22 protein-coding genes are annotated in these 23,973 nt (G+C 68.0%); 14 read left to right on the forward strand and 8 right to left on the reverse strand.

What is annotated here, in order from left to right; translation table 11 throughout:
- Positions 1 to 26: 26 nt before the first annotated feature.
- Positions 27 to 758, reverse strand: coding sequence for a two-component system response regulator OmpR (gene ompR / locus AAG092_RS13045; RefSeq protein ID WP_110682856.1), 732 nt, complete (start codon positions 756 to 758; stop codon positions 27 to 29).
- A gap of 174 nt (positions 759 to 932) precedes the next feature.
- Here ompR and AAG092_RS13050 point away from each other — a divergent pair, with 174 nt between their 5' ends.
- From AAG092_RS13050 to rmf, 4 genes are all read left to right on the forward strand, one after another.
- Positions 933 to 3,251, forward strand: coding sequence for a Tex family protein (locus tag AAG092_RS13050; RefSeq protein ID WP_373387012.1), 2,319 nt, complete (start codon positions 933 to 935; stop codon positions 3,249 to 3,251).
- A 3-nt stretch (positions 3,252 to 3,254) separates the two neighbouring features.
- Positions 3,255 to 3,641 (forward strand): PaaI family thioesterase, encoded by a 387-nt coding sequence (locus AAG092_RS13055; protein ID WP_373387013.1) that lies wholly within the window; start codon positions 3,255 to 3,257, stop codon positions 3,639 to 3,641.
- A gap of 194 nt (positions 3,642 to 3,835) precedes the next feature.
- Positions 3,836 to 5,422: a glutamate--cysteine ligase gene (gene gshA / locus AAG092_RS13060; RefSeq protein WP_373387014.1), complete on the forward strand. Its 1,587-nt coding sequence runs from the start codon at positions 3,836 to 3,838 to the stop codon at positions 5,420 to 5,422.
- A 123-nt stretch (positions 5,423 to 5,545) separates the two neighbouring features.
- Positions 5,546 to 5,731 (forward strand): ribosome modulation factor, encoded by a 186-nt coding sequence (rmf, locus tag AAG092_RS13065; RefSeq protein WP_110682860.1) that lies wholly within the window; start codon positions 5,546 to 5,548, stop codon positions 5,729 to 5,731.
- A gap of 55 nt (positions 5,732 to 5,786) precedes the next feature.
- Here rmf and argA read toward each other — a convergent pair whose 3' ends face one another.
- From argA to AAG092_RS13085, 4 genes are all read right to left on the reverse strand, one after another.
- The gene (gene argA, locus AAG092_RS13070) at positions 5,787 to 7,085 is read right to left on the reverse strand and encodes an amino-acid N-acetyltransferase (protein ID WP_110682861.1); all 1,299 of its coding nucleotides are present in this window, start codon (positions 7,083 to 7,085) and stop codon (positions 5,787 to 5,789) included.
- A 173-nt stretch (positions 7,086 to 7,258) separates the two neighbouring features.
- A complete protein-coding gene (gene argE / locus AAG092_RS13075) occupies positions 7,259 to 8,398 on the reverse strand; it encodes an acetylornithine deacetylase (RefSeq protein ID WP_373387015.1) in 1,140 nt (379 codons plus the stop codon).
- A gap of 74 nt (positions 8,399 to 8,472) precedes the next feature.
- The gene (locus AAG092_RS13080) at positions 8,473 to 9,738 is read right to left on the reverse strand and encodes an inorganic phosphate transporter (RefSeq protein WP_373387016.1); all 1,266 of its coding nucleotides are present in this window, start codon (positions 9,736 to 9,738) and stop codon (positions 8,473 to 8,475) included.
- 39 nt (positions 9,739 to 9,777) lie between these two features.
- Positions 9,778 to 10,455, reverse strand: coding sequence for a TIGR00153 family protein (locus AAG092_RS13085; protein WP_110682864.1), 678 nt, complete (start codon positions 10,453 to 10,455; stop codon positions 9,778 to 9,780).
- A 121-nt stretch (positions 10,456 to 10,576) separates the two neighbouring features.
- Here AAG092_RS13085 and AAG092_RS13090 point away from each other — a divergent pair, with 121 nt between their 5' ends.
- The 3 genes from AAG092_RS13090 to AAG092_RS13100 are packed head-to-tail and all read left to right on the forward strand — an operon-like array spanning position 10,577 to position 14,364.
- Positions 10,577 to 11,161 (forward strand): serine acetyltransferase, encoded by a 585-nt coding sequence (locus tag AAG092_RS13090; RefSeq protein WP_373387017.1) that lies wholly within the window; start codon positions 10,577 to 10,579, stop codon positions 11,159 to 11,161.
- Positions 11,162 to 11,179: 18 nt separating this feature from the next.
- Positions 11,180 to 12,544 carry an inorganic triphosphatase gene (locus AAG092_RS13095; RefSeq protein ID WP_373387018.1) on the forward strand — a complete coding sequence of 455 codons (1,365 nt, stop codon included), beginning with the start codon at positions 11,180 to 11,182 and terminating at the stop codon, positions 12,542 to 12,544.
- Between the two features lie 35 nt (positions 12,545 to 12,579).
- Positions 12,580 to 14,364 carry a GspE/PulE family protein gene (locus AAG092_RS13100; RefSeq protein WP_373387019.1) on the forward strand — a complete coding sequence of 595 codons (1,785 nt, stop codon included), beginning with the start codon at positions 12,580 to 12,582 and terminating at the stop codon, positions 14,362 to 14,364.
- A gap of 6 nt (positions 14,365 to 14,370) precedes the next feature.
- Here AAG092_RS13100 and AAG092_RS13105 read toward each other — a convergent pair whose 3' ends face one another.
- Positions 14,371 to 15,072 (reverse strand): murein L,D-transpeptidase catalytic domain family protein, encoded by a 702-nt coding sequence (locus tag AAG092_RS13105; RefSeq protein WP_373387020.1) that lies wholly within the window; start codon positions 15,070 to 15,072, stop codon positions 14,371 to 14,373.
- A 118-nt stretch (positions 15,073 to 15,190) separates the two neighbouring features.
- On the opposite strand from AAG092_RS13105, the gene AAG092_RS13110 reads away from it, so the two are divergent.
- From AAG092_RS13110 to AAG092_RS13125, 4 genes are read left to right on the forward strand one after another with little or no spacing between them, the layout of a single operon-like run.
- Positions 15,191 to 16,708, forward strand: coding sequence for a murein L,D-transpeptidase (locus AAG092_RS13110; RefSeq protein ID WP_373387021.1), 1,518 nt, complete (start codon positions 15,191 to 15,193; stop codon positions 16,706 to 16,708).
- A 53-nt stretch (positions 16,709 to 16,761) separates the two neighbouring features.
- Positions 16,762 to 17,691, forward strand: coding sequence for an SPFH domain-containing protein (locus tag AAG092_RS13115; RefSeq protein ID WP_110682868.1), 930 nt, complete (start codon positions 16,762 to 16,764; stop codon positions 17,689 to 17,691).
- Positions 17,688 to 18,134 carry an NfeD family protein gene (locus tag AAG092_RS13120; RefSeq protein ID WP_373387022.1) on the forward strand — a complete coding sequence of 149 codons (447 nt, stop codon included), beginning with the start codon at positions 17,688 to 17,690 and terminating at the stop codon, positions 18,132 to 18,134. Before AAG092_RS13115 ends, AAG092_RS13120 begins: the two co-directional genes overlap by 4 nt.
- Before the next feature lie 2 nt (positions 18,135 to 18,136).
- Positions 18,137 to 19,390 carry a lipase family alpha/beta hydrolase gene (locus AAG092_RS13125; RefSeq protein WP_373387023.1) on the forward strand — a complete coding sequence of 418 codons (1,254 nt, stop codon included), beginning with the start codon at positions 18,137 to 18,139 and terminating at the stop codon, positions 19,388 to 19,390.
- Here the strand turns inward: AAG092_RS13125 and rimK are convergent.
- A complete protein-coding gene (gene rimK, locus AAG092_RS13130; protein WP_110682871.1) occupies positions 19,387 to 20,292 on the reverse strand; it encodes a 30S ribosomal protein S6--L-glutamate ligase in 906 nt (301 codons plus the stop codon). The genes AAG092_RS13125 and rimK overlap by 4 nt on opposite strands.
- A complete protein-coding gene (locus AAG092_RS13135) occupies positions 20,289 to 20,723 on the reverse strand; it encodes an ATP-dependent zinc protease (RefSeq protein ID WP_373389595.1) in 435 nt (144 codons plus the stop codon). Before AAG092_RS13135 ends, rimK begins: the two co-directional genes overlap by 4 nt.
- Positions 20,724 to 20,855: 132 nt before the next feature.
- Between AAG092_RS13135 and AAG092_RS13140 the strand changes: the two genes are divergently transcribed.
- The 3 genes from AAG092_RS13140 (at position 20,856) to AAG092_RS13150 (ending at position 23,968) form a co-directional block, all read left to right on the forward strand.
- Complete coding sequence (locus AAG092_RS13140; RefSeq protein WP_373387024.1) at positions 20,856 to 21,242, forward strand: RNA-binding S4 domain-containing protein; 387 nt, start codon at positions 20,856 to 20,858, stop codon at positions 21,240 to 21,242.
- A 131-nt stretch (positions 21,243 to 21,373) separates the two neighbouring features.
- Positions 21,374 to 22,267 (forward strand): Hsp33 family molecular chaperone HslO, encoded by an 894-nt coding sequence (gene hslO, locus AAG092_RS13145; protein WP_110682874.1) that lies wholly within the window; start codon positions 21,374 to 21,376, stop codon positions 22,265 to 22,267.
- A gap of 159 nt (positions 22,268 to 22,426) precedes the next feature.
- Positions 22,427 to 23,968: a phosphoenolpyruvate carboxykinase gene (locus AAG092_RS13150; RefSeq protein WP_373387025.1), complete on the forward strand. Its 1,542-nt coding sequence runs from the start codon at positions 22,427 to 22,429 to the stop codon at positions 23,966 to 23,968.
- The last annotated feature ends 5 nt before the right edge of the window (positions 23,969 to 23,973 follow it).

The following is a 23,973-nucleotide window of genomic DNA, read 5'->3' on the forward strand; positions in this document are numbered from 1 at the left end:
AACAGTGGCGCCTCAATCCCACTGCGTCACTTGTTGCCATCCGGCACGAACACGTAGCCCACGCCCCAGACGGTCTGGATGTAGCGCGGCTTGGACGGGTCCGGCTCGATCAGCCGACGCAGGCGGCTGATCTGCACGTCGATCGAGCGCTCCAGGGCGTCCCACTCGCGGCCGCGCGCCAGGTTCATCAGCTTGTCGCGGGTCAGCGGCTCGCGGGCGTGCTGCACCAGGGCCTTGAGCACGGCGAACTCGCCGGTGGTGAGCATGTGCACCTCGTCGCCCTTCTTCAGCTCGCGGGTGGCCAGCGATAGCTCGTAGTCGCCGAAGCTGACCGTCTCGTCCGCGCTGGCCGGGGCGCCCGGCACCACCGGCGCCTGGCGGCGCAGCACGGCCTTGATCCGTGCCAGCAGCTCGCGCGGGTTGAACGGCTTGGCCAGGTAGTCGTCGGCGCCACCCTCCAGGCCCTGGATGCGGCTGGCCTCGTCGCCCTTGGCGGTGAGCATGATGATCGGCATCTGGTTGTTCGCCTCGCGCAGGCGGCGGCAGGCGGACAGGCCGTCCTCGCCGGGCAGCATGAGGTCGAGCACCAGCAGCTGGAACAGCTCGCGGGCCAGCAGGCGGTCCATCTGCTCGACGTTCTCCACCGCGCGCACGCGGTAGCCCTGCTCGCTGAGGAAACGCTCCAGCAGGCGGCGCAGGCCGGGGTCGTCGTCGACTATCAGGATTTTTTCGCCTTCCGGCGCAGCGGCAGTGCTCATGCATTCTCCCCTTTGGCAGTGGCGGCATTATGGCCGAAGGCCGCAGGCTGCCGCGCCAGCCATTGTTAGCAGATTTTTCCCGATGGAGTTGCCGCCGGCCACGGGAAGCGGTGTTTATAATGCGGCGCTTTCGCACCGGCCGGTGCGGTCCCCGTTCCATTGCAGGTAGGTTTCATGGACAGCATCAACAAGCGCATCGCCGCCGAGCTCGGCGTCCTCCCGCAACAGGTCGCCGCCGCCGTGGCCCTGCTCGACGAAGGCTCCACCGTGCCCTTCATCGCCCGTTACCGGAAGGAAGTCACCGGCAGCCTGGACGACACCCAGCTGCGCCACCTGGAAGAGCGCCTGCGCTACCTGCGCGAACTGGACGAGCGCCGCGCCGCCATCCTCGCCAGTATCGAGGAGCAGGGCAAGCTGACTCCCGAGCTGAAGCGCGAGATCGATGAGGCCGACACCAAGACGCGTCTCGAAGACTTGTATTTGCCGTACAAGCAGAAGCGCCGCACCAAGGGCCAGATCGCCCTGGAGGCCGGCCTCGGCGAGCTGGCCGACGCGCTGTTCGGCAACCCCGAGCTGGACCCGGAAGCCGAGGCCGCCCGTTTCGTCGATGCCGAGAAGGGCTTCGCCGACGTCAAGGCGGTGCTGGAAGGCGCCAAGTACATCCTCATGGAGCGCTTCGCCGAGGACGCCAGCCTGCTCGACAAGCTGCGTTCCTTCCTGAAGCACGAAGCCACCCTGAGCGCCCGCGTGGTCGCCGGCAAGGAGGCCGAGGGCGCCAAGTTCAGCGACTACTTCGAACATGACGAGCCGCTGAAAAGCGTGCCCTCGCACCGTGCCCTGGCGATCTTCCGCGGGCGCAACGAGGGCATCCTCGGCGCCAGCCTCAAGGTCGGCGAGGAAGCGCCGGGCACCCTGCACCCCTGCGAGCTGATGATCGCCGAGCGCTTCGGCATCGCGCAGCGTGGCCGCGCCGCCGACAAGTGGCTGGGCGAAGTGGTGCGCTGGACCTGGAAGGTCAAGCTCTATACCCACCTGGAAACCGACCTGCTCGGCGAGCTGCGCGAGAAGGCCGAGGACGAGGCGATCACCGTGTTCGCCCGCAACCTGCACGACCTGCTGCTGGCCGCCCCGGCCGGCCCGCGCGCCACCCTGGCGCTGGACCCGGGCCTGCGCACCGGTTGCAAGGTGGCGGTGGTCGACGCCACCGGCAAGGTGCTGGAAACCACCACCGTCTACCCGCACGCGCCGCGCAACGACTGGGACGGCACCCTGGCCATCCTCGCCAAGCTGTGCGCCAAGCACGCTGTGGACCTGATCTCCATCGGCAACGGTACCGCCAGCCGCGAGACCGACAAGCTGGCCGGCGACCTGATCAAGAAGCTGCCGGGCCTTAAGCTGACCAAGGTGATGGTCTCCGAGGCCGGCGCCTCGGTGTACTCCGCTTCCGAGCTGGCCGCCCGCGAGTTCCCCGACCTCGACGTGTCGCTGCGCGGCGCAGTAAGCATCGCCCGCCGCCTGCAGGACCCGCTGGCCGAGCTGGTGAAGATCGACCCGAAATCCATCGGTGTCGGCCAGTACCAGCATGACGTGTCGCAGCTCAAGCTGGCGCGCTCGCTGGATGCGGTGGTCGAGGACTGCGTGAACGCCGTCGGCGTGGACGTCAACACCGCCTCCGCCGCCCTGCTGGCGCGCATCTCCGGCCTCAACAGCACCCTGGCGCAGAACATCGTGCAGTTCCGCGACGCCAACGGTGCGTTCAAGAGCCGCAGCGACCTGAAGAAGGTGCCGCGCCTGGGCGAGAAGACCTTCGAGCAGGCCGCCGGCTTCCTCCGCGTGATGAACGGCGACAACCCGCTGGATGCCTCCGCCGTGCACCCGGAAACCTACCCGCTGGTGCAGCGCATCGCCCAGGATACCGGCCGCGACATCCGCTCGCTGATCGGCGACTCCAGCTTCCTGCGCAGCCTCGATCCCAAGCGCTTCACCGACGAGACCTTCGGCCTGCCGACCGTCACCGACATCCTCAAGGAACTGGACAAGCCCGGCCGCGACCCGCGCCCGGAGTTCAAGACCGCCGAGTTCCAGGACGGCGTCGAGAGCCTCAAGGACCTGCAGCCGGGCATGGTGCTGGAAGGCGTGGTGACCAACGTCACCAACTTTGGCGCCTTCGTCGACATCGGCGTGCACCAGGACGGCCTGGTGCACATCAGCGCGCTGTCGGAGAAGTTCGTCAAGGACCCCTACGAGGTGGTCAAGGCCGGCGATATCGTCAAGGTCAAGGTCATGGAAGTGGACATCCCGCGCAACCGCGTCGGCCTGTCCATGCGCATGAGCGATACCCCGGGGCAGAAGACCGAGGGCCCGCGCGGTGGCGGGCAGAACCGTGGCGGCAACTCGCCGCGCAGCGAACGCCACTCCAGCCAGGACAAGCCGGCGCCGGCCAACGCGGCCATGGCCTCGTTGTTCGCCAACGCCAAGCAGCTGAGGAAGTAACCCATGAGCGAGAAATCCCCGGTCGGCCAGGACAGCAACTTCAGTCGCCTGCTCGGCATCCGCATCCTGCGCGCCGAGAACGGCGAGGCCGAGCTGCGCATGGCCATGCAGGAGCAGATGCTCAACCTGCACGGGCGCATGCACGGCGGCGCGCTCTACTCGCTGATCGACACCGCCCTCGGCCAGGCCAGCCACAGCCTGTTCGGCGGCGAGGCCGGCAGCATGACCCTGGAGTGCAAGGTCAACTACATCCGCGGCGTCGAGTCCGGCGAGGTGGTCTGCCACGCCCGCGTACTCAACGGCGGGCGCAAGGTGCATGTGCTGGAGGCCAAGGTGGAACAGGGCGACAAGCTGATCGCCACCGCCCAGGCCACCTTTATCTGCAAGTGATGGCGGCGCGGCGGGCTTCCTGAGCTGCCTCACCCTTCGCATAACCCACCCGCTTTCTCGGGATTGCGCCGAGCACCCCGCTCGGCGCATCCTCCCCTTCCGGTCAGGCGACAGCGTCCGTCCGCGTACCCGACTTGCAGTGTGGCGGCTCCACCCCCATATAGGGGCGACCGTCGAGTGAAGGAACAAGAATCTTGAGCGATCTCCTCAACCGCCGCCTGGCCCTGCTCGGCGAGGCCGACCACCTGTCCCTGCTCACCCAGTGCCTGCACGGCATCGAGCGCGAGACCCTGCGCGTCACCGCGCAGGGCGAGCTGGCGCAGACGCCGCACCCGGTCGCGCTGGGCTCGGCGCTGACCCACGCGCAGATCACCACCGACTATTCCGAGGCCCTGCTGGAGTTCATCACCCCGGCCGAGCCCGACCCGGCCGACACCCTGGCCGATCTCGAGCGCATCCACCGCTTCGCCGCCAGCCGCCTGGACGACGAGTACCTGTGGAGCCCGTCGATGCCTGGCCTGCTGCCGGACGAGGCACAGATCCCGATCGCCCGCTACGGCAGCTCCAATATCGGCCGCCTCAAGTACGTCTACCGCCGCGGCCTGGCCCTGCGCTACGGCAAGACCATGCAGTGCATCGCCGGCATCCACTACAACTTCAGCCTGCCCGAGGCGGTCTGGCCGCTGCTGCAGCGGCTCGACGGCGACGGCCAGAGCGCGCGCGACTACCAGTCGGCCAGCTACATCGCGCTGATCCGCAACTTCCGCCGCTACAGCTGGCTGCTGATGTACCTGTTCGGCGCCTCGCCGGCGCTGGATGCCAGCTTCCTGCGCGGCCGCCCGCACCAGCTGCAGCAGCTCGACGCCGACACCCTGTACCTGCCCTGGGCCACCAGCCTGCGCATGAGTGACCTGGGCTACCAGAGCAGCGCCCAGTCCGGCCTGACGCCCTGCTACAACGACCTGGCCAGCTACACCGAGAGCCTGCGCAACGCGGTGGCCACGCCCTATCCGGCCTATGCCGAGATCGGTACCCACGACGCCAGTGGCGAATGGCAGCAGCTCAACAGCAACATCATCCAGATCGAGAACGAGTACTACTCGAGCATCCGCCCCAAGCGCGTCACCCGCTCCGGCGAACGGCCGATCCAGGCCCTGATGAGCCGCGGCGTGCAGTACGTCGAGGTGCGCTGCCTGGACATCAACCCCTACCTGCCACTGGGCATCGACCTGGCCGAGGCGCGCTTCCTCGATGCCTTCATCCTGTTCTGCGCCCTGGCCGACAGCCCGCTGCTGGCCGGCGTTGAATGCCGCGCCTGCACCGAGAACTTCCTCAAGACGGTCAAGGAAGGCCGCCGTCCTGGCTTGCATCTGCAGCACGACGGCCAGCAGGTGGAGCTGCGCACCTGGGCCGGCGAGCTGCTCGATGCCTTCGCGCCGATCGCCGCGCTGCTCGACCGCGCCCACGGTGGCGGCGCCTACCGCGAGGCCCTCGAGGCGCAGCGGGCTAAGGTGCAGGATCCCGCGCTGACCCCCTCGGCGCGGGTGCTGGCCGAACTGCAGCACCATGGCGAAAGCTTCCGCGCCTTCGCCCTGCGCCAGAGCAAGGCCCACGCCGAGACCTTCCGCGCCCAGCCGCTGAGCGCCGCGGAGGAACAGGACTTCGAGCGCATGGCGCGCGCATCGCTGGCCGAGCAGGCCGAGCTGGAGGCCGCACCGGCCGGTGATTTCGACAGCTTCGTCGCCGCCTACCAGGCCAGTATCCTCGGTATTAGCCAGTGAAATCAGGCACCTGGTGAACGTGGTGGTGGTTTCGACGGCATTCCGTCACAAATCCACCACCTCGACCAGCCAGGCTGGCCGGCGCGGGCTAGCCTATGGGGAAACCCGTAACGGCCCGTCGCCATGGACAACCACGACTGGAGCCTGGAGAGCCTGAACAAGGCCTACCAGCAAGGCTATATGGCCGGTCTCACCGGCCAGCCCATGCACCTGCAGCCCTATGCTGCCGAGGTGCCGGCCGCTGCCTGGGAGGCTGGCTGGGACGATGGCAACGAGCAGTTCAAGCAGCACCAGCGGCGCAGTGCCTGATCCATCCCCCATGCAAAAGGGCCGCAATCGCGGCCCTTCTTGTTTCAGCGCAGGCTCAAAGCGCCTTTTCGAAGATCTTCGAATTGCGCTGGTAGTTGTACAGCGAGGCGCGCGCCGCCGGCAGGCGCTCGACGCCGCTGGCCTCGAAGCCGCGCTCCTGGAACCAGTGGGCGGTGCGCGTGGTGAGCACGAACAGGGTCTTCAGGCCCAGCGCGCGGGCGCGCTCCTCGATGCGCTCGAGCAGTTCGTCGCCCCGGCCGCCATGGCGGTATTCCGGGTTGACCGCCAGGCAGGCCAGCTCACCGGCGTCCGAGTCGGCGATCGGGTAGAGCGCGGCGCAGGCGATGATCAGGCCGTCGCGCTCGACGATGCTGAACTGGCCGATCTCGCGCTCCAGCACCTCGCGCGAGCGGCGCACCAGGATGCCCTGGTCCTCCAGCGGGGTGATCAGCTCGATCAGGCCGCCGACGTCCTCGATGGTCGCCTCGCGCAGCGACTCGAACTGCTCCTGGTCGACCAGGGTGCCGCCGCCGTCGCGGGTGAACAGCTCGGTGAGCAGCGAGCCGTCCTCCATGTAGCTGACGATATGGCTGCGCTTGACTCCGCCGCGGCAGGCCTGGGCGGCGGCGTCGAGCAGCTCGGCCTGGTAGCAGCTGCCCAGGCGAGCCAGGTGCGCCGGCACCTGCTGCGGGCGTAGCTCGCGCACCAGCTTGCCGTGCTCGTCGAGCAGGCCACGCTCGGCAGAATAGAGCAGCAGCTTGTCGGCCTGCAGGTCGATGGCGGCGCGGGTGGCGACATCCTCGCAGGCCAGGTTGAAGATTTCCCCGGTGGGCGAATAGCCGAGCGCCGACAGCAGCACGATGCTGCGCTCGTCGAGCAGGCGGCCGATGCCCTTGCGGTCGACCCGGCGCACTTCGCCGGTGTGGTGATAGTCGATGCCGTCGACCACGCCGATCGGCCGCGCGGTGACGAAGTTGCCGCCGGACACGCGCAGGCGCGAGCCCTGCATCGGCGAGGCGGCCATGTCCATCGACAAGCGGGCTTCGATGGCGATGCGCAGGCGGCCGACGGCGTCGATCACGCAGTCCAGGGTCGGGCCGTCGGTGATGCGCAGGTCGCGGTGGTAGCGTGGGGTCAGCCCGCGCTCGGCCAGGCGCGCCTCGATCTGCGGGCGCGAGCCGTGCACCAGCACCAGGCGCACGCCGAGGCTGTGCAGCAGCACCAGGTCGTGGACGATGTTGCCGAAGTTCGGGTGTTCTACGCCCTCGCCGGGCAGCATGACCACGAAGGTGCAGTCGCGGTGGGCGTTGATGTAGGGCGAAGCGTGGCGGAGCCAGTTGACGTAGTCGTGCATTGAGAGTGTTCGCAGTACGGGGTCCATGACTCCCCTATCCCGCTTGCGGGATAGGGGCCGGGGGAGAGGGACATAAGCTCGCCCTCTCCCCAACCCTCTCCCATGAATGGGAGAGGGGGTAGTCCGTGGTTATCGTCGTAGCACAGTGAACAGGCTCCGGTCGGTCTGGCGGGTCATAGGCAGTAGTGCTGGATCAGCTGGCGCAGCAGGGTTACGGTCGGTTCGATGCGCGCCAGCTCGAGAAATTCCCCCGGCAGGTGGGCACAGGCGATGTCGCCCGGGCCGAGGACGATGGTCTCGCAGCCGAGCTGCTGAAGATACGGGGCTTCGGTGCCGAATGCCACCGCCTGCGCTGCATGCCCGGTGAGCTTTTCCGCAACGCGCACCAGTTCGCTGTCGGCGCTCTGCTCGAAGGGCGGCACGTTGGCGAACAGCGGCGCGTAGTCGATGCGCACCTGGTGCCGCTCGGCCAGCGGTGCCAGCTTGCCACGGATGGCCGCGCGCAGCTGCTCCGGGTCCATGCCCGGCAGCGGGCGCAGGTCGAATTCCAGGGCGCACTGGCCGCAGATGCGGTTGGGGTTGTCGCCGCCGTGGATGCAGCCGAGGTTGAGGGTCGGCTGCGGCACGCCGAACTGCGGGTTGTGGAACTCGCGCTGCCATTGCGCACGCAGGGCACGCAGCTCGCCCATCACATCCTGCATGGCCTCCAGGGCGCTATGGCCGAGGCTGGGGTCGGAGCTGTGGCCGCTCTGCCCGAGGATGTCGATGCGTTCCATCATCACGCCCTTGTGCAGGCGGATCGGCTTGAGGCCGGTCGGCTCGCCGATCACTGCCGCGCGCCCCAGGGGCCGGCCAGCCGCAGCCAGAGCGCGCGCGCCGGCCATCGAGCTTTCCTCGTCGCAGGTGGCCAGCACCAGCAGCGGCTGCTTGAAGGGCCTATCGAGCAGCCCGCGCACCGCCTCGATCACCAGCGGGAAGAAGCCCTTCATGTCGCATACGCCGAGGCCCACCCAGCGGTCGCCGACCTGGGTCAGTCTCAATGGGTCGCTCTGCCACAGGGCGGCGTCGAACGGCACTGTGTCGCTGTGTCCGGCCAGCACCAGACCGCCGGGGCCGCTGCCGAAGCTGGCCAGCAGGTTGGCCTTGCCCGGTGCGATCTCCTGGATCTCGCAGGCGAAGCCGAGCTCGGCCAGCCAGTTGGCCAGCAGGTCGATGACAGCGCGGTTGGACTGGTCCCAGTGCGCCTGGGTGCAACTCACCGAAGGCGCGGCGATCAGCGCGGCGAACTGGTCTTTGAGGGAAGGCAAGGGCATCGGCGGTCTCCGCGGGCGACGGCCCATCATAGGGCCATCGGCGCCGCGGAATAAACCGCCTGCGGAAGGGCTTCTTAGAGGAAGATGCCGCGCAGGATCAGGAAGAACAGGATCGACAGGCCGGCGCCGACCGGCAGGGTGATGATCCAGGACATGAAGATCGAGCCGATCACGCCCAGGTTCAGCGCGCCGATGCCGCGGGCGATGCCGATGCCGAGCACGGCACCGACCAGGGTGTGGGTGGTGGATACCGGCAAGCCGATGGCCGAGGCGCCGACCACGGTGGAGGCGGTGGCCAGCTCGGCGGCGAAGCCGCGGCTGGGGGTCAGCTCGGTGATTTCCTTGCCGATGGTGGCGATCACCTTGTAGCCATAGGTGGCCAGGCCGATGACGATGCCGATGGCGCCGAGCAGCAGCACCCAGCCCGGCACGGCGGACTTGGCGGCGATCTCGGCGGTGCCGTTGGACTCGATCACGCCGACGATGGCGGCCAGCGGGCCGACGGCGTTGGCCACGTCGTTGGCACCGTGGGCGAAAGCGATGGCGCAGGCGGTGAAGATCATCAGCACGGCGAACACGCGTTCGACGCTGGCGAAGTGGAAGGCCTTGTCGGCTTCCTCGTCGATCTGGATGCGGCTGAGGATGGCGATGCCGAGCAGCATCACCAGGGCGCCGACACCCACCGACAGCAGCAGGCTTTCATTGCTGGAGAGGTTCAGGCCGATGTGCTTGAGCCCCTTGGACAGGGTCATGATCGACACCATGAAGCCGGTCAGGAACATGTACAGCGGCACGAAGCGCTTGGCGTTCTTGAACGGGCTGTCGGTGTTGATGATCAGCGCCTGCACGCTCATGAACAGGCCGAAGGCGACCAGGCCGGAGAGGAAGGGGGTGACCACCCAGCTGGCGACGATCGGGCCGACCGACTCCCAGTGCACGGCGTCGGTGGATACGCCGACCGCGGCGAAGCCGATCACCGCGCCGACGATGGAGTGGGTGGTGGACACCGGCCAGCCCTTGCGGGTGGCGATCAGCAGCCAGGTGCCGGCGGCCAGCAGCGCCGACATCATGCCCAGCACCATCAGGTCGGGGCTGATGGCCTCGGCGTCGACGATGCCGTTCTTGATGGTCTCGGTGACTTCGCCACCGGCCAGGTAGGCGCCGCAGAACTCGAAGACCATGGCGATCAGGATCGCCTGCTTGATGGTCAGTGCGCGCGAGCCCACCGAGGTGCCCATGGCGTTGGCCACGTCGTTGGCGCCGACGCCCCAGGCCATGAAGAAGCCGAACAGGCAGGCGAGTACCAGGAGTACGAAGCCGTAATCCGCAATAAGAGACATAAGTAGTTTTACCCGTTATCCCAGAAAGGACACTGGCGCTTAGCGCGCCAGCAGTTGTTCCAGACGGTTGCCCACGCGTTGGGCACGGTCGGCGACATCGCCGACCCAGTCGATGATCTGGTAGAGGAACATCACGTCCACGGCCGGCATGTCCTTCTCCAGCTTGAACAAGGCGCGGCGCACCTCGATCTGCAGGCGGTCGGTGTCGTCCTCGATATCGTCGAGTTCCTCCACCAGGGTTTCCACCAGCTTGGCCTCGCGGCCGCCGAAACCGGTTTCCAGCAGCTCGTCCAGCTCGTTCATGGCCTTCAGCGCCTGGGCGCTGGCATCCACTGTGCGCTGCACGAAGGTGCGGATCAGCGGCTGCAGCTCGGTGGGGATCGCCATCTCGCGGCCGAGCATCAGGCCGGCGATGTCCTTGGCGCGGTTGGCGACTTTGTCCTGTACACTGAGCAGTTCGAGCAGGTCCGAACGCGGCACCGGCAGGAACAGGCTCTTGGGCAGGTGCAGGCGCACGCTTTTCTTCAGCTTGTCCGCTTCCTTCTCCAGGCGCACCATTTCCTGCTGCACCTGGGCCACCTGGGTCCAGTCCTGCGCCATCACCGCCTCGAAGAAGGGCACCAGGTTGGCTGCACATTCATGAGCCTTGGCGATGTGTTGCTGCATGGGGCCGATCGGCGAACGACCGAACAGGCTGACGAAGGGATTGGTTGGCATGGGGGATACCCCTGGCTAAAAAGAGGCGGCAAGTATACGGATCACCTTTGGCCCCCGCCAGCGGGCTGCCAAGCGGTCCGTCGGCCGAGACTTCCCAGCGATATTAGTAGAATTGCCATCCATGACCTTCGCTCAACTCAAACGCTACTGGCATATCGAACTGCTCGGCGGTACTGACAAGCGCTTCACCTGGCGCCGCCTGCGCGAGAAGTATCGGCAGCGCTCGCGCTACCGCTACCTGTTCTGGTTCCGTTTCGCCCAGTACCTGCAAAGCAGCCGCTTCAAGTTCCTGCGCAAGCGTGCCCAGCGCCTCGGCGACCGTATCGCCGAACGCTTCGGCATCGAGATCGCACTCGGCGCGCAGATCGGCGAGGGGCTGTTCATTCCCCACCCGGTCGGCATCGTCATCACCCGCAAGGCGGTGATCGGCAGGAACTTCAGCATCTTCCAGAACACCACCATCGGGCAGAAGAACGATGCCAGCGCACCCATCCGCATCGGTGACAATGTCACGATCGGGGCCAACGCCTGCATCATCGGCGACGGCCTGCGCATCGGCGACAATGTCACCATCGCCGCGGCCGCCTTCGTCAACAAGGACATCCCCGACGACCACCTGTTCGTCACCCGCTACGCCTCGGAGCAGATCGAGCAACAGGCCGGTCCGTCCCCGATCAGTACCCGTCATTCCCGCCAGGCCAGATGACCTCTGCCGCAGAGTCCTATGAATAAAGAAACCGAAATCAAGCTGCGCGTCAGCCGCGAGACCCTCAATGCCCTGCGCGAGCACCCGCTGCTGAAGAAGCGCAACAAGTCCGGCTGGGAAACCCGCGAGCTGTTCAACCAGTACTACGACACCCCGCAGCGCGATCTGGCCGCGGCCCGCGTGGCGCTGCGCCTGCGCCGCGATGGCGAGCAGTTCATCCAGACCCTGAAGACCCGCGGCCAGAGCGTGGCCGGGCTGTCCGAGCGCAACGAGTGGGACTGGTACCTGAAGAAGGCCAAGCTGGACACCAAGCTGCTCGGCGACGAGTGCTGGCCGGCCAGCCTGGCCGAGCTGGACAAGAAGAGCCTGCAGCCGATCTTCACCACCGACTTCGTTCGCCAGAAGGCCGAGATCGCCTGGGGGCGCGGCAAGGCCAGGACGGTGATCGAGGCGGCCCTCGATCTGGGCAAGGTGCTCGCCGGCGAGGGCGAGGAGGAGATCTGCGAGCTGGAGCTGGAGCTGCGCCAGGGCGAGCCGGCGGCGCTGCTGGAGCTGGCCTGCGAGCTGGCCGCCGACCTGCCGCTGATGCCCTGTGACATCAGCAAGGCCGAGCGCGGCTACCGCCTGTTCGATGCCGCCAGCTACAGCCTGAGTCTGCCGTTGCCTGCGCTGAACGCCGAGATGAGTCTGGATGACGCCTTCGCGGCCATCGCCTGGCACCTGCTCGGCAGCAGCCAGCGCCTGGCCGAGCAGTACCGCTGGAACGGTCACTGGAAACTGCTGGAGCAGTGGCTGCAGCAGCTGATCGACCTGCGTGCCCTGCTCGGCAGCCTCGGCCAGGCCGCGCCGCGCGCCTCCAGCCGTGAGCTGCGCGAAGGCCTGGACGCGCTGCTGGGCGACTGGCGGCCGCGCCTGGCTGCCGGCCGCGACGACGAGGCGCTGCGCCACAACGCACTGGCCATGTTCGCCGGCGAGCTGCAGGGCAATCGTTGGGGCCTGCTGTCGCTCCAGCTGTCGCGCTGGCTGCTGCTGCGTGGCTGGACCCTCGGCCGCAACGCCCGCGGCGAGCGCCAGGGCGCGGCGCCTCTGGGCAACTGGCTGCCGACCCTGCTGGCCGAGGAGGCCGCGGGCCTGCGCCTGAAGCACTACCAGCAGTTCCCCGAGGCCCTGGCCGAACAGCTGCCGCGCTTCGAGCGCCTGCAGGCCTGGCTGCGCCTGGCGCGGCAGGTGCCCGAGCTGCCGGAGCTGGATCGCCTGTATGGCGAGCTGGACAAGCTGGAGGCGCTGGCCGGGCGCGGCAACGATACCGAGGTGTTGGCCGCGCGGGTGGCACAAGCCCATACTGTGGCCACGCTCAAACCCTGGAAGCTGCTGTTGAAATAAGCTGCCCATCCCGTCATCCGCCCAAAGGGAGCGCCATGTCCGCCCTCGCTTCGCCCGCCCAGGATCGCTGGCTCGACCTCAACGATATCCTCCGCGAACTGGTGGCCCAGGGACGTGTCTCCCAGGAGCAGGCCGAGCAGTGCATGGTGCTGCGCCGTGCCTCGAGCAACGCGCAGCTGCACCCCCTGGAGTTCCTTGCCGCGCAGCAGGTCGACGATCTGCAGCGACCGGGCCGCAAGCACGATCTGGAAGGACTCACGGTGTGGCTGGCCAACTTCTCCGGCCAGCCCTACCTGCGTATCGACCCGTTGAAGATCGACGTCGCCGCCGTCACCCCGCTGATGTCTTACGCCTTCGCCCAGCGCCACAAGATCCTCGCCGTGGCGGTGGACAGCGAGGCGGTGACCATCGCCAGTGCCCAGCCCTTCGTGCACAACTGGGAAAGCAACCTGACCCACGTGCTCAAGCGCCCGATCAAGCGCGTGGTGGCCAACCCGGCCGATATCCAGCGCTTCACCACCGAGTTCTACCGTCTGGCCCGCTCGGTGACCGGCGCCACGGCGGCCGACCAGAAGATCAGCGGCGTCGGCAACTTCGAACAGCTGCTCAACCTGGGTGCCAGCGACCAGGAGCCGGACGCCAACGACGCGCACATCGTCAACATCGTCGACTGGCTGTTCCAGTACGCCTTCCAGCAGCGCGCCAGCGACATCCACATCGAGCCGCGTCGCGAAGTCGGCAGCGTGCGCTTCCGCATCGACGGCGTGCTGCACAACGTCTACCAGTTCCCCGCCCAGGTCACCATGGCGGTGGTCAGCCGCCTCAAGCACCTGGGACGGATGAACGTGGCGGAGAAGCGCAAGCCGCAGGATGGCCGGGTCAAGACCAAGACCCCGGACGGCGGCGAAGTCGAGCTGCGCCTGTCGACCCTGCCCACCGCCTTCGGTGAGAAGATGGTGATGCGTATCTTCGACCCCGAGGTGCTGCTGAAGAGCCCGGACCAGTTGGGCTTCTCCCCGGACGACCTGCGTCGCTGGGAGAGCATGACCTGCCAGCCCAACGGCATCATCCTGGTCACCGGCCCGACCGGCTCGGGCAAGACCACCACCCTGTACACCACGCTCAAGCAGCTGGCCACGCCGGAAGTGAACGTCTGCACCATCGAGGACCCGATCGAGATGATCGAAGGTGCCTTCAACCAGATGCAGGTGCAGCACAACATCGACCTGACCTTCGCCAGTGGCGTGCGCGCGCTGATGCGCCAGGACCCGGACATTATCATGGTCGGCGAGATCCGTGACCTGGAGACCGCCGAGATGGCCATCCAGGCGGCGCTCACTGGCCACCTGGTGCTGTCCACCCTGCACACCAACGACGCTCCCAGCGCCATCACCCGCCTGCTCGAACTGGGCGTGCCGCACTACCTGATCAAGGCCACCGTGCTGGGCGTGATGGCCCAGCGTCTGGTGCGTACCCTGTGTCCGCACTGCAAGGCGCCGGTGGAGATCAGCGAGGAGGACTGGCAGAGCCTGACCCGGCCCTGGAGCGCGCCGCTGCCGACCGGGGCGCACCATGCCGTCGGCTGCCTGGAGTGCCGCGAGACCGGCTACCGTGGGCGTGCCGGGGTCTACGAGATCATGCTGCTGAACGATGCGATCAAGCCGCTGATCACCCATGACACCGACCTCATCGCCCTGCGCCGCGCGGCGTTCAAGGACGGCATGCGCAGCCTGCGCCTGTCCGGGGCGCAGAAGGTCGCCGCCGGCCAGACCACCCTCGAGGAAGTGCTGCGGGTGACCCCGCAGAGCGAGCAGCGCTGAGGCGCTTCAGTCGTCGCGGCGCGCCAGGCGCAGCGGCTGCGCCTGGCACTTGAGCAGGGCGGCGCGGTTCAGCCAGCGCGGGTCGGAATGCCAGGCCAGGAGAAACTGGCCGCCCTTGAGCTTGTCCACCACCAGCCGGGCGATTTCCGGGCGCACCGCCGGGCAGCCCAGGCTGCGGCCGATGCGGCCATGGCTGCGCGCCAGCGCCGGGTTCACGTAGGCCGCGCCGTGGATGACGATGGCCCGCTCGCGCGCCTGATCGTTGATGCCGGGGTTGAGGCCGTCCATGCGCAGCGAGTAGCCGTGCTTGCCGTGATAGCTCTCGGCGGTGCGGAACAGGCCCAGGCTGCTCTGGTAGCTGCCGAGGCGGTTGGAGAAGCGGCTGGCGTAGTTCTCCCCGGACAAGCGGCCGTGGGCCACGTAGTCGCGCAAAAGCAGGCGCTTGCTGTGCAGGTCGAAGATCCACAGGCGGCGGGCGGTGGAGGGCTGCGAGTAGTCGATCACCGCCAGCCGGCGGGCGGGCTCGGCGCCCTGGTTGAGCGCGCACTGCATGGCCGCCACGGCGTCGCTCAGGGCCTGCCGGTCGAGCCCGGGCGCGGCGCGGGACAGCTCCTCGACCAGCACGCTGGTCTGCGCCGCGGCCGCCAGCAGTGGCGTGCCGACCAGCAGCAGCCCGGCCAGGCAGAACCGGCCAATTCGTCCGAACATTCGCGCCATACCCCTGAAAAAGCACGTGCCCCTCGCCCTGTCACAGGATTCGCCCGCGGCCGGCCTATACTGGTCGGCGTTGCGGCGCGCGGCGCCCTGAGCCATGGACTGGAGCAGTATGTTGTTCAAAGAATGCGCATGCTACCCGAGCATCGTCCTGCTCGTTCTACCGCTGGTCGCCCTCGCCGCGCCGCAGCCGGCGCCCTGCGCCTCTCCTTCCCTCAGCCTAGACGATGCCACGCGCGGCCTGCTGGATGACTTCTACCGCGAGCGCGACGGGCAGCCGGCCTGGGCCGATGCCTTTCGCCGCAACTGGCTGCGGGCCGAACTGCAGGCCCTGGCCGACGACGGCCTCAACCCGGCCGACTACCCCCTGCCGGACGGCTACGATGCCTGCACGGAGCGCCAGTTCAGCCTGAGCTACCTGCGTGGCCTGCTCGACCTGCGCCGGGGGCGCCAGCCGGACATGCCGGCGGAACGGCTGTGGCGCGCGGACAGCGAGGTCCGTCCCGACCCTCGGCGGGCCGTGCTCGCGGCCGCGCGGCAGCATGCAGACGACCCGACCGCCGCCTTCGCCGCCGTGCGCCCCACCGCGCGCCGCTACCTCGACCTGCGCGCCGCCTATGCCTTCGCCCGCCGCCAGCCGCTGCCGGCATGGCCGCCGCTGCCCCCTGGCCCCCTGCTCAAGCCCGGCGGCCAGGACGCGCGGTTGCCCCTGCTGCGCCAGCGCCTGGCCGCCCAGGGCTACCTGGCGAGTGCCGAGGACGCGTCGAGTGCATTCGACTCGGCCAGTGTGCTCGCCCTGCAGCGCTTCCAGCGACAGCACGGCTTGCAGGCCGACGGCGTGCTCGGCCCAACCACCCTGTCCGAGTTGAACGTCAGTGCCCTGGCGCGCCGCGATCAGTTGCGCGTCAACCTCGAACGCCTGCGCTGGCATGTCGACGACCTGCGTCAGGCCCGCGTGCTGATCAACGTCGCCGCCGCCGAGCTGAGCGTGATCGACGGCGACCGCGAGCTGTGGCGCACCCGCACCCAGGTGGGGCGCCCCGCGCGGGCGACCCCGCTGCTGGCCTCGCGCATCGAGCGGCTGACCCTCAACCCGACCTGGACGGTGCCGCCGACCATCCTGCGCGAGGACAAGCTGCCGGCCATCCGTGCCGATATCGGCTTCCTGCAGCAGCACCAGATGAGCGTCTACGACCAGCAGGGCAACCTGCTCGACCCGCAGCAGCTGGACTGGAGCCGGCCCGGGGCGATCCTCCTGCGCCAGGCCGCCGGGCCGGGCAACCCGCTGGGCCGGGTGGCACTGCGCTTCCCCAACCCCTTTGCCGTGTACCTGCACGACACCCCGAGCCAGGCGCTGTTCGACAAGGCGCCGCGGCTGTTCAGCTCCGGTTGCGTGCGCATCGAGGCGGTCGACCAGCTGCTGCCCTGGCTGTTGGCGGAGGACGAACTGCAGGCCGTGCGTGACGGCATCGCCAGCGGCAAGACCCGCGAGTACCGCCTGCAGCAGTCGGTGGCGCTGCTCCTCGGCTACTGGACCGCGGAAGTCGTCGACGGACGGCTGCGCTACTTCCCCGACATCTACCAGCGCGACCCCGCGCTGCTCGCCGCGTTGCTCTCCGCACACCCCTGAAGGCGCCGCGGCGCTATGCTTACCCCGCACCCCCAGCAAAGGAGTTTTGCCCCGTGGAACTTGGTAGCGTCATCTTTCTCTTCGTCGGCCTGGCCGTGGCCGTGGTGTTCATGGGCTTCAAGGTGGTGCCGCAAGGCTACGAGTGGACAGTGGAGCGCTTCGGCCGCTACACCAACACCCTCAAGCCGGGGCTCAACATCATCGTGCCGGTGATGGACCGCATCGGGCGCAAGCTCAACGTCATGGAGAGCGTGCTGGACATCCCGCCGCAGGAGGCGATCAGCGCCGACAACGCCATCGTCACCATCGACGCGGTGTGCTTCTTCCAGGTGATCAACTCGGCCCAGGCGGCCTACGAGGTGAACAACCTGGAGCACGCCATCCGCAACCTGGTGATGACCAATATCCGCACCGTGCTCGGCTCCATGGAGCTGGACGCCATGCTCAGCCAGCGCGACGCCATCAACGAGCGCCTGCTGCGCACCGTCGACGAGGCCACCGCGCCCTGGGGCATCAAGGTCACCCGCATCGAGATCAAGGACATCAGCCCGCCGGCCGACCTGGTCGAAGCCATGGCCAGCCAGATGAAGGCCGAGCGCCTCAAGCGCGCGCAGATCCTCGAGGCCGAGGGCAAGCGCCAGGCCGAGATCCTCACCGCCGAGGGCGAGAAGCAGGCGCAGATCCTCAAGGCCGAAGGCGAGCGCCAGGCCGCCTTCCTCGAGGCCGAGGCGCGCGAGCGCGCGGCGCAGGCCGAAGCCGAGGCGACCCGCATGGTCTCCGAGGCCATCGCCCAGGGCAACGTGCAGGCGGTCAACTACTTCGTCGCGCAGAAATACGTCGATGCCCTCGGCCAGCTGGCCTCCGCCAACAACAGCAAGGTGGTACTGATGCCGCTGGAGGCCAGCCAGGTGATCGGCGCGGTGGCCGGCATCGGCGAGATCGTGCGCGCCACCTTCGATGGCAAGGACGGTAAGAAGGCATGATGGAATACCTGCAGCACCTGTCGTTCTGGGACTGGCTGGCCTTCGGCACCGTCCTGCTGATCCTCGAGGTGTTCGGCGCCGGCGGCTACCTGCTGTGGATAGGCGTGGCCGCCGCCTGCGTCGGCGTGCTCACCTACCTGTTCCCGGAGCTGCCCTGGGCCTGGCAGTTCATCGTCTTCGCCCTGCTCTCGGTGCTCACCGCCGTGCTCTGGTGGCAGCGCCAGCGCAGCGCCGCCAAGCCCTCCGATGTGCCGGGGCTGAACCAGCGCGGTCGCGAGTTCGTCGGCCGCACCTTCGTGCTGCATGAGGCGATCGTCGGCGGGCGCGGCAAGATCAAGGCCGGCGATACCCTGTGGCTGGTCAGCGGCCCCGACCTGCCGGCCGGCAGCGAAGTGCGGGTCACCGGGCAGGACGGCGTGCTGCTCAAGGTGGAAGCGTCCTAGGCATGCGCGGGCTGCGCGTCGCGCTGCCGCTGCTGGCCGGCCTGCTCGCGGGCTGCCAGCTGCTCGACCTCGACCGCCAGCTGCACAGTGCGCAGCGCGAGCTGCTGCTGGTGCCGGGGCAGCTGCAGGGCGAGCGGCAGGCGCTGGTCGTGCTGCTCGACGAAAACGACGCCCTGGTCGGCTACCGCATCGTGGCGCCGGACGAGCAGTTCTATTTCAGCGTGGAGCGCGGCGACTACCGCCTGCTGGCCTTCGTCGACGACAACCACAACTTCCGCCTCGACCCCGGCGAGCCGCGCCACTTCCTGCCGGCCGCCGACGCCGTGGCGCTGCGCTTGCAACCGACCCCCGCCCAGCGTGCCGAGCTGGCCGGGCTCAATCCCCTGGCGCCGCGCCGCGATGACGGCAGTGCCGTGCCGGCGGCGGACCTCAGCCTCGGCCGGCTGTACCGCGAGCATCCGCGCCTGCGCCACAACTACCTGCAGGTCGTCGAGTTCGACGATCCGCGCTTCGACCCGGCGCGCATCGAGCAGGGCGCCTGGCGCCCGCTGGATTTCGTTCGCGAGGTCGGCTACGGCCTGTATCTGCTGCGGCCCTGGCAGGCGGGGCGGGAGCCGGTGGTGCTGGTGCATGGCATCAACGACTCGCCGCGCAGCTGGCGCCAGCTGGCCGCGGCCATCGATCCGCAGCGCTTCCAGGTCCTGCTTTATCACTACCCCAGCGGTTCGCCGCTGAACAACAGTGCCTACCTGCTGAGCGAGGCCCTGCGTGATGTGCGGCTGCGCCATGGAGCCCCGCGCTTCCATCTGCTCGCACACAGCATGGGTGGCCTGGTGGCGCGGCGCAGCGTGCAGCTGCTCGACCCCGGCAGCAGCGCCGACCTGTGCCTGTTCATGACCCTGTCCACGCCCTGGGACGGGCATCCGGCTGCCGCCAGGGGAGTGGCCAGGGCGCCGGTGGTGGCGCCGGTGTGGCGCGACATGGCGCCGGGCAGCCGCTACCTGCAGGAGTTGTTCGCCACGCCGCTGCCGGCGCAGGCGCGGCACTGGCTGCTGGCCAGCTATCAGCCCGGCGGGCGCCAGCCGAGCGATGGCGTGGTGCCGCTGGCCAGCCAGCTGCGCGCGGCGGCCCAGGACGGGGCGCAGCGCCTGTTCGTGCTGGAGGAGAGCCACACCGGCATCCTGCTCAGCCAGCGCAGCCAGGCGCTGCTGCTGCGGGCCCTGGACGCGCTGCCCGCCGAGGGGTGCGGGCGCTAGCCGCGGCCCTTGGTGCGGGTCTGCCCCGGGGCGGCGTGCTTTTCCAGGTGCTGGATGATGATGCCGGCCACGTCCTGGCCGGTGGTGGTCTCGATGCCTTCCAGGCCGGGCGAGGAATTCACCTCCATCACCAACGGGCCGTGGTTGGAGCGCAGGATGTCCACCCCGGCCACCGCCAGGCCCATCACCTTGGCCGCACGGATGGCGGTCGAGCGTTCCTCCGGAGTGATCTTGATCAGGCTGGCGCTGCCACCACGATGCAGGTTGGAGCGGAACTCGCCGGGCTTGGCCTGGCGCTTCATGGCGGCGATCACCTTGTCGCCGACCACGAAGCAGCGGATATCGGCGCCGCCGGCTTCCTTGATGTATTCCTGGACCATGATGTTCTGCTTCAGCCCCATGAAGGCCTCGATCACCGACTCGGCGGCCTTCTCCGTCTCGCAGAGCACCACGCCGATGCCCTGGGTGCCTTCTAGCACCTTGATCACCAGCGGCGCGCCATTGACCATCTGGATCAGGTCGGGGATGTCGTCCGGCGAGTGCGCGAAGCCGGTCACCGGCAGGCCGATGCCCTTGCGCGACAGCAGCTGCAGCGAGCGCAGCTTGTCGCGCGAGCGGCTGATGGCCACCGACTCGTTGAGCGGGAACACGCCCTGCATCTCGAACTGGCGCAGCACTGCGCAGCCATAGAAGGTCACCGAGGCGCCGATGCGCGGGATCACCGCATCGAAGCCCTCCAGTGCCTGGCCGCGGTAATGGATCTGCGGCTTGTGGCTGGCGATGTTCATGTAGGCGCGCAGGGTGTCGATCACCTGCATCTCGTGGCCGCGCTGCTGGCCGGCCTCCAGCAGGCGGCGGGTCGAATACAGGCGCGGGTTGCGCGACAGGATGGCGATCTTCATGGGGCACCGGAAAGGCTGGGAAGCTGCGGTTTGTCTTGCACGTAGGTCAGCGCCGGATTGACCACCAGCTGGCCTTCGACCAGCGCCTTGGCGCCGAGCAGCACGCGGTAGCGCATGCTCTTGCGGCAGGCCAGGGTGAAGTCCACCGGCCAGCTGCGATCGCCGAGGGCCAGCTGGGTGCGGATCACGTAGCGGCTCTGTGCCTGGCCGTTGGAGCTCTTGATGGTCTTCACCGAGACCACCTTGGCCTCGCACGGGTGGCGGCGTTGCACCAGGGTGCCGAAGTGCGCGGTGAAGCGCACCCAGCGCTCGCCGTCGCGCTCGAAGGGCACGATGTCGCTGGCGTGCAGGGTCGAGGTGCTGGCGCCGGTGTCGATCTTCGCACGCAGGCCGACCATGCCCAGTTCGGGCAGGTTGATCCATTCACGCAGGCCGATCACCGACAGTTGGTCGAAAGTCTTCAATGCAGGCTTTCCACGGAAATTCAGGGGATTCTAGCTGTGCCAAGTGACAACGGCATCAGGCAAGATTCGTAGCTGTGATCGGCAAGCAGCGGAACCGAGATGAGCGACAAAGACGACGACAAGGTGCGCCTGGACAAGTGGCTGTGGGCGGCGCGTTTCTACAAGACCCGTTCGCTGGCCAAGGAGGCCATCGAAGGCGGCAAGGTGCATTGCCGCGGCGAGCGCTGCAAGCCGGGCAAGGAGCCGAAGATCGGCGACGAGTACGTGATCCGCAGCGGCTTCGACGAGCGCACCGTGGTCGTGCGTGCGTTGTCCGTGGTGCGTCGTGGCGCGCCCGAGGCGCAGCTGCTGTACGAGGAAACCGCCGACAGCCTGGCCCGCCGCGAGCAGGCGGTGGCGCTGCGCAAGGCCGGCGCCCTCGGCGTGCAGACCGAAGGCAAGCCGAACAAGAAACAGCGGCGCCAGCTGCTAGGCCTGCGCGGCTGAGTGCGCCGGCCATCCCGCGCAGCTTGGATGTGCGGGCGTTTGTCCCTAAAATTCCGCCATTCCCCGGGCCTGCACGTGCCGCATTGACTGATGCGGAGGCGCCCGTCATTCCTTTCGCCAGGCGGTACCCGATGCACGACCTCGATTTCACCCAGCGCTTCCTGTTCGACGACAACGATGTCCGCGGCGAGATGGTCAGCCTCGCCGAGAGCTACCAGCACGTGCTGGCCAAGCACCCCTATCCGCAGCCGGTGGCCCAGCTGCTCGGCGAGATGCTCGCCGCCGCCGCCCTGCTGGTCGGCACCCTGAAGTTCGAGGGGCTGCTGGTGCTGCAGGCACGCTCCTCCGGCCCGGTGCCGCTGGTGATGATCGAGTGCTCCAGCGAGCGCGAAGTGCGTGGCATCGCCCGCTACGACGCCGAAGCGGTGGATGCCGGCGCCGGTCTGCGCGAGCTGATGCCGGACGGCGTGCTGGCGCTGACCATCGACCCGGCCAAGGGCCAGCGCTACCAGGGCATCGTCGAGCTGGAGGGCGACAGCCTGGCCGACAGCCTGACCGCCTACTTCGCCACCTCCGAGCAATTGCCGACCCGTTTCTGGCTGCGTGCCGACGGCCAGCGTGCCCGTGGCCTGCTGCTGCAGCAGCTGCCGCCGCACCACCAGACCGAGGCGGAGGAACGCCAGGAGAGCTGGAACCACCTGCTGACCCTGGCCGATACCCTGAGCGCCGAGGAGCTGCTGGGGCTGGACAACTCCACCCTGCTGCACCGCCTCTATCACCAGGAGGAGCTGCGCCTGTTCGAACCGAGCCCGCTGCAGTTCCGCTGCAGCTGCTCGCGCGAGCGTTCGGCGCGCGCCCTGATCAGTATCGGTCAGGCGGATGCCGAAGCGCTGCTGGAGGAGAGTGGCGGCCAGGTGGAGATCGACTGCCAGTTCTGCAACCAGCGCTACTTCTTCGATGCCAGCGACGTGGCCCAGCTGTTCGCCACCGGCGACAGCCAGGCGCCGTCGCAGACCCGTCACTGAGTGCGATAGCCGCACTCTATTGAGGGGGATAGCGGACAAGAGGCTGCCAAGAGACGAGCTTTTCTGGCATACTCCCGCGACTTTTTTATCGCTGTAGTGCGTTTTCACGCGCACTACACAACGTTCGGAAGACTCGGCCGCCGGCCGACGGGGACCCACATGACGCAAGCCAACAACGCCGTTTACACCGACATCAGCGCCGCCCAACTGGTCGAAGAGGCCATTCGCCGTGGCGAGGGTGAACTGGCCGCCAACGGTTCTCTGGTTGTCCGTACCGGTCATCGCACCGGCCGCTCGCCTGCCGACCGTTTCATCGTCCAGGAGCCGAGCACCGAGGCGAAGATCGCCTGGGGCAACATCAACCGCCCGTTCCCGGCCGACAAGTTCGATGCCCTGTGGGCCCGCGTCGAGGCGTTCAACGCCGCCCAGGACCACTTCGTTTCCCACGTTCACGTAGGTTCCGCCGCCGAGCACTACCTGCCGGTGAAGATGACCACCCAGACCGCCTGGCAGAACCTGTTCGGCCGCTGCCTGTTCATCAATCCGGAAACCTACAACCCGGCCGCCAAGGCCGAGTGGCAGATCCTCAACGTCGCCAACTTCGAGTGCGTACCGGAGCGTGATGGCACCAACTCCGACGGCTGCGTGATCATCAACTTCGCGCAGAAGAAGGTGCTGCTGGCCGGCATGCGCTACGCCGGTGAAATGAAGAAGGCGATGTTCTCCGTGCAGAACTTCCTGCTGCCGGAAGCCGACGTGCTGCCGATGCACTGCGCCGCCAACATCGGCGAAGAGGGCGACGTGACCCTGTTCTTCGGCCTGTCCGGCACCGGCAAGACCACCCTGTCCGCCGACCCGAGCCGCTACCTGATCGGTGACGACGAGCACGGCTGGGGCGAAGGCGTGGTGTTCAACATTGAGGGTGGCTGCTACGCCAAGTGCATCGACCTGTCCGAGAAGAACGAGCCGGTGATCTGGAAGGCCATCCAGTTCGGCGCCGTGCTGGAGAACGTGGTGCTCGACGAGAACCGCGTGCCCGACTACGCCGACGACAGCCTGACCCAGAACAGCCGCGCGGCCTACCCGCTGGAGCTGGTCGAGAAGCGTTCCGAGAAGAACCTCGGTGGCGAGCCGAATGCCGTGATCTTCCTGACCTGCGACCTGACCGGCGTACTGCCGCCGGTGTCGATCCTCAGCGAAGAGCAGGCGGCCTACCACTTCCTCTCCGGCTACACCGCGCTGGTCGGTTCCACCGAGATGGGCAGTGGCGGCGGCATCAAGTCGACCTTCTCCACCTGTTTCGGCGCGCCGTTCTTCCCGCGTCCGGCCGGCGAGTATGCCGAGCTGCTGATCAAGCGCATCCGTGGCTTCAACTCCAAGGTCTACCTGGTCAACACCGGCTGGACCGGCGGCGGCTACGGTGTCGGCAAGCGCTTCAACATCCCGACCACCCGTGGCGTCATCGCCGCCATCCAGAGCGGCGCCCTGGTCGGTGCCGAGACCGAGCACCTGCCGATCATCAACCTGAGCGTGCCGAAGGCCGTTCCGGGTGTCGAGACCGTTCTGCTCAACCCGCGCAATACCTGGGCCGACAAGAACGCCTACGACGAGGCCGCCAAGGGCCTGGCGCAGCAGTTCATCGACAACTTCAAGAAGTTCGATGTCTCCGACGCCATCCGCAATGCCGGTCCGCAGCTGTAACCAGC

It is taken from the genome of Pseudomonas alcaligenes (assembly GCF_041729615.1).
Lineage (GTDB): Bacteria > Pseudomonadota > Gammaproteobacteria > Pseudomonadales > Pseudomonadaceae > Aquipseudomonas > Aquipseudomonas alcaligenes_B.

What these genes read in the sequence shown, in the direction of transcription:
- AAG092_RS13140 (WP_373387024.1), top strand. Translation starts at nt 20,856, where the DNA reads ATGAGCGACAAAGACGACGACAAGGTGCGCCTGGACAAGTGGCTGTGG.
- AAG092_RS13095 (WP_373387018.1), top strand. Translation starts at nt 11,180, where the DNA reads ATGAATAAAGAAACCGAAATCAAGCTGCGCGTCAGCCGCGAGACCCTC.
- AAG092_RS13110 (WP_373387021.1), top strand. Translation starts at nt 15,191, where the DNA reads ATGTTGTTCAAAGAATGCGCATGCTACCCGAGCATCGTCCTGCTCGTT.
- AAG092_RS13100 (WP_373387019.1), top strand. Translation starts at nt 12,580, where the DNA reads ATGTCCGCCCTCGCTTCGCCCGCCCAGGATCGCTGGCTCGACCTCAAC.
- AAG092_RS13085 (WP_110682864.1), bottom strand. Translation starts at nt 10,455, where the DNA reads ATGCCAACCAATCCCTTCGTCAGCCTGTTCGGTCGTTCGCCGATCGGC.
- AAG092_RS13150 (WP_373387025.1), top strand. Translation starts at nt 22,427, where the DNA reads ATGACGCAAGCCAACAACGCCGTTTACACCGACATCAGCGCCGCCCAA.
- argA (WP_110682861.1), bottom strand. Translation starts at nt 7,085, where the DNA reads ATGCACGACTACGTCAACTGGCTCCGCCACGCTTCGCCCTACATCAAC.
- AAG092_RS13090 (WP_373387017.1), top strand. Translation starts at nt 10,577, where the DNA reads ATGACCTTCGCTCAACTCAAACGCTACTGGCATATCGAACTGCTCGGC.
- AAG092_RS13055 (WP_373387013.1), top strand. Translation starts at nt 3,255, where the DNA reads ATGAGCGAGAAATCCCCGGTCGGCCAGGACAGCAACTTCAGTCGCCTG.
- hslO (WP_110682874.1), top strand. Translation starts at nt 21,374, where the DNA reads ATGCACGACCTCGATTTCACCCAGCGCTTCCTGTTCGACGACAACGAT.
- rimK (WP_110682871.1), bottom strand. Translation starts at nt 20,292, where the DNA reads ATGAAGATCGCCATCCTGTCGCGCAACCCGCGCCTGTATTCGACCCGC.
- AAG092_RS13120 (WP_373387022.1), top strand. Translation starts at nt 17,688, where the DNA reads ATGATGGAATACCTGCAGCACCTGTCGTTCTGGGACTGGCTGGCCTTC.
- AAG092_RS13125 (WP_373387023.1), top strand. Translation starts at nt 18,137, where the DNA reads ATGCGCGGGCTGCGCGTCGCGCTGCCGCTGCTGGCCGGCCTGCTCGCG.
- AAG092_RS13050 (WP_373387012.1), top strand. Translation starts at nt 933, where the DNA reads ATGGACAGCATCAACAAGCGCATCGCCGCCGAGCTCGGCGTCCTCCCG.
- AAG092_RS13105 (WP_373387020.1), bottom strand. Translation starts at nt 15,072, where the DNA reads ATGTTCGGACGAATTGGCCGGTTCTGCCTGGCCGGGCTGCTGCTGGTC.
- rmf (WP_110682860.1), top strand. Translation starts at nt 5,546, where the DNA reads ATGGACAACCACGACTGGAGCCTGGAGAGCCTGAACAAGGCCTACCAG.
- argE (WP_373387015.1), bottom strand. Translation starts at nt 8,398, where the DNA reads ATGCCCTTGCCTTCCCTCAAAGACCAGTTCGCCGCGCTGATCGCCGCG.
- AAG092_RS13080 (WP_373387016.1), bottom strand. Translation starts at nt 9,738, where the DNA reads ATGTCTCTTATTGCGGATTACGGCTTCGTACTCCTGGTACTCGCCTGC.
- ompR (WP_110682856.1), bottom strand. Translation starts at nt 758, where the DNA reads ATGAGCACTGCCGCTGCGCCGGAAGGCGAAAAAATCCTGATAGTCGAC.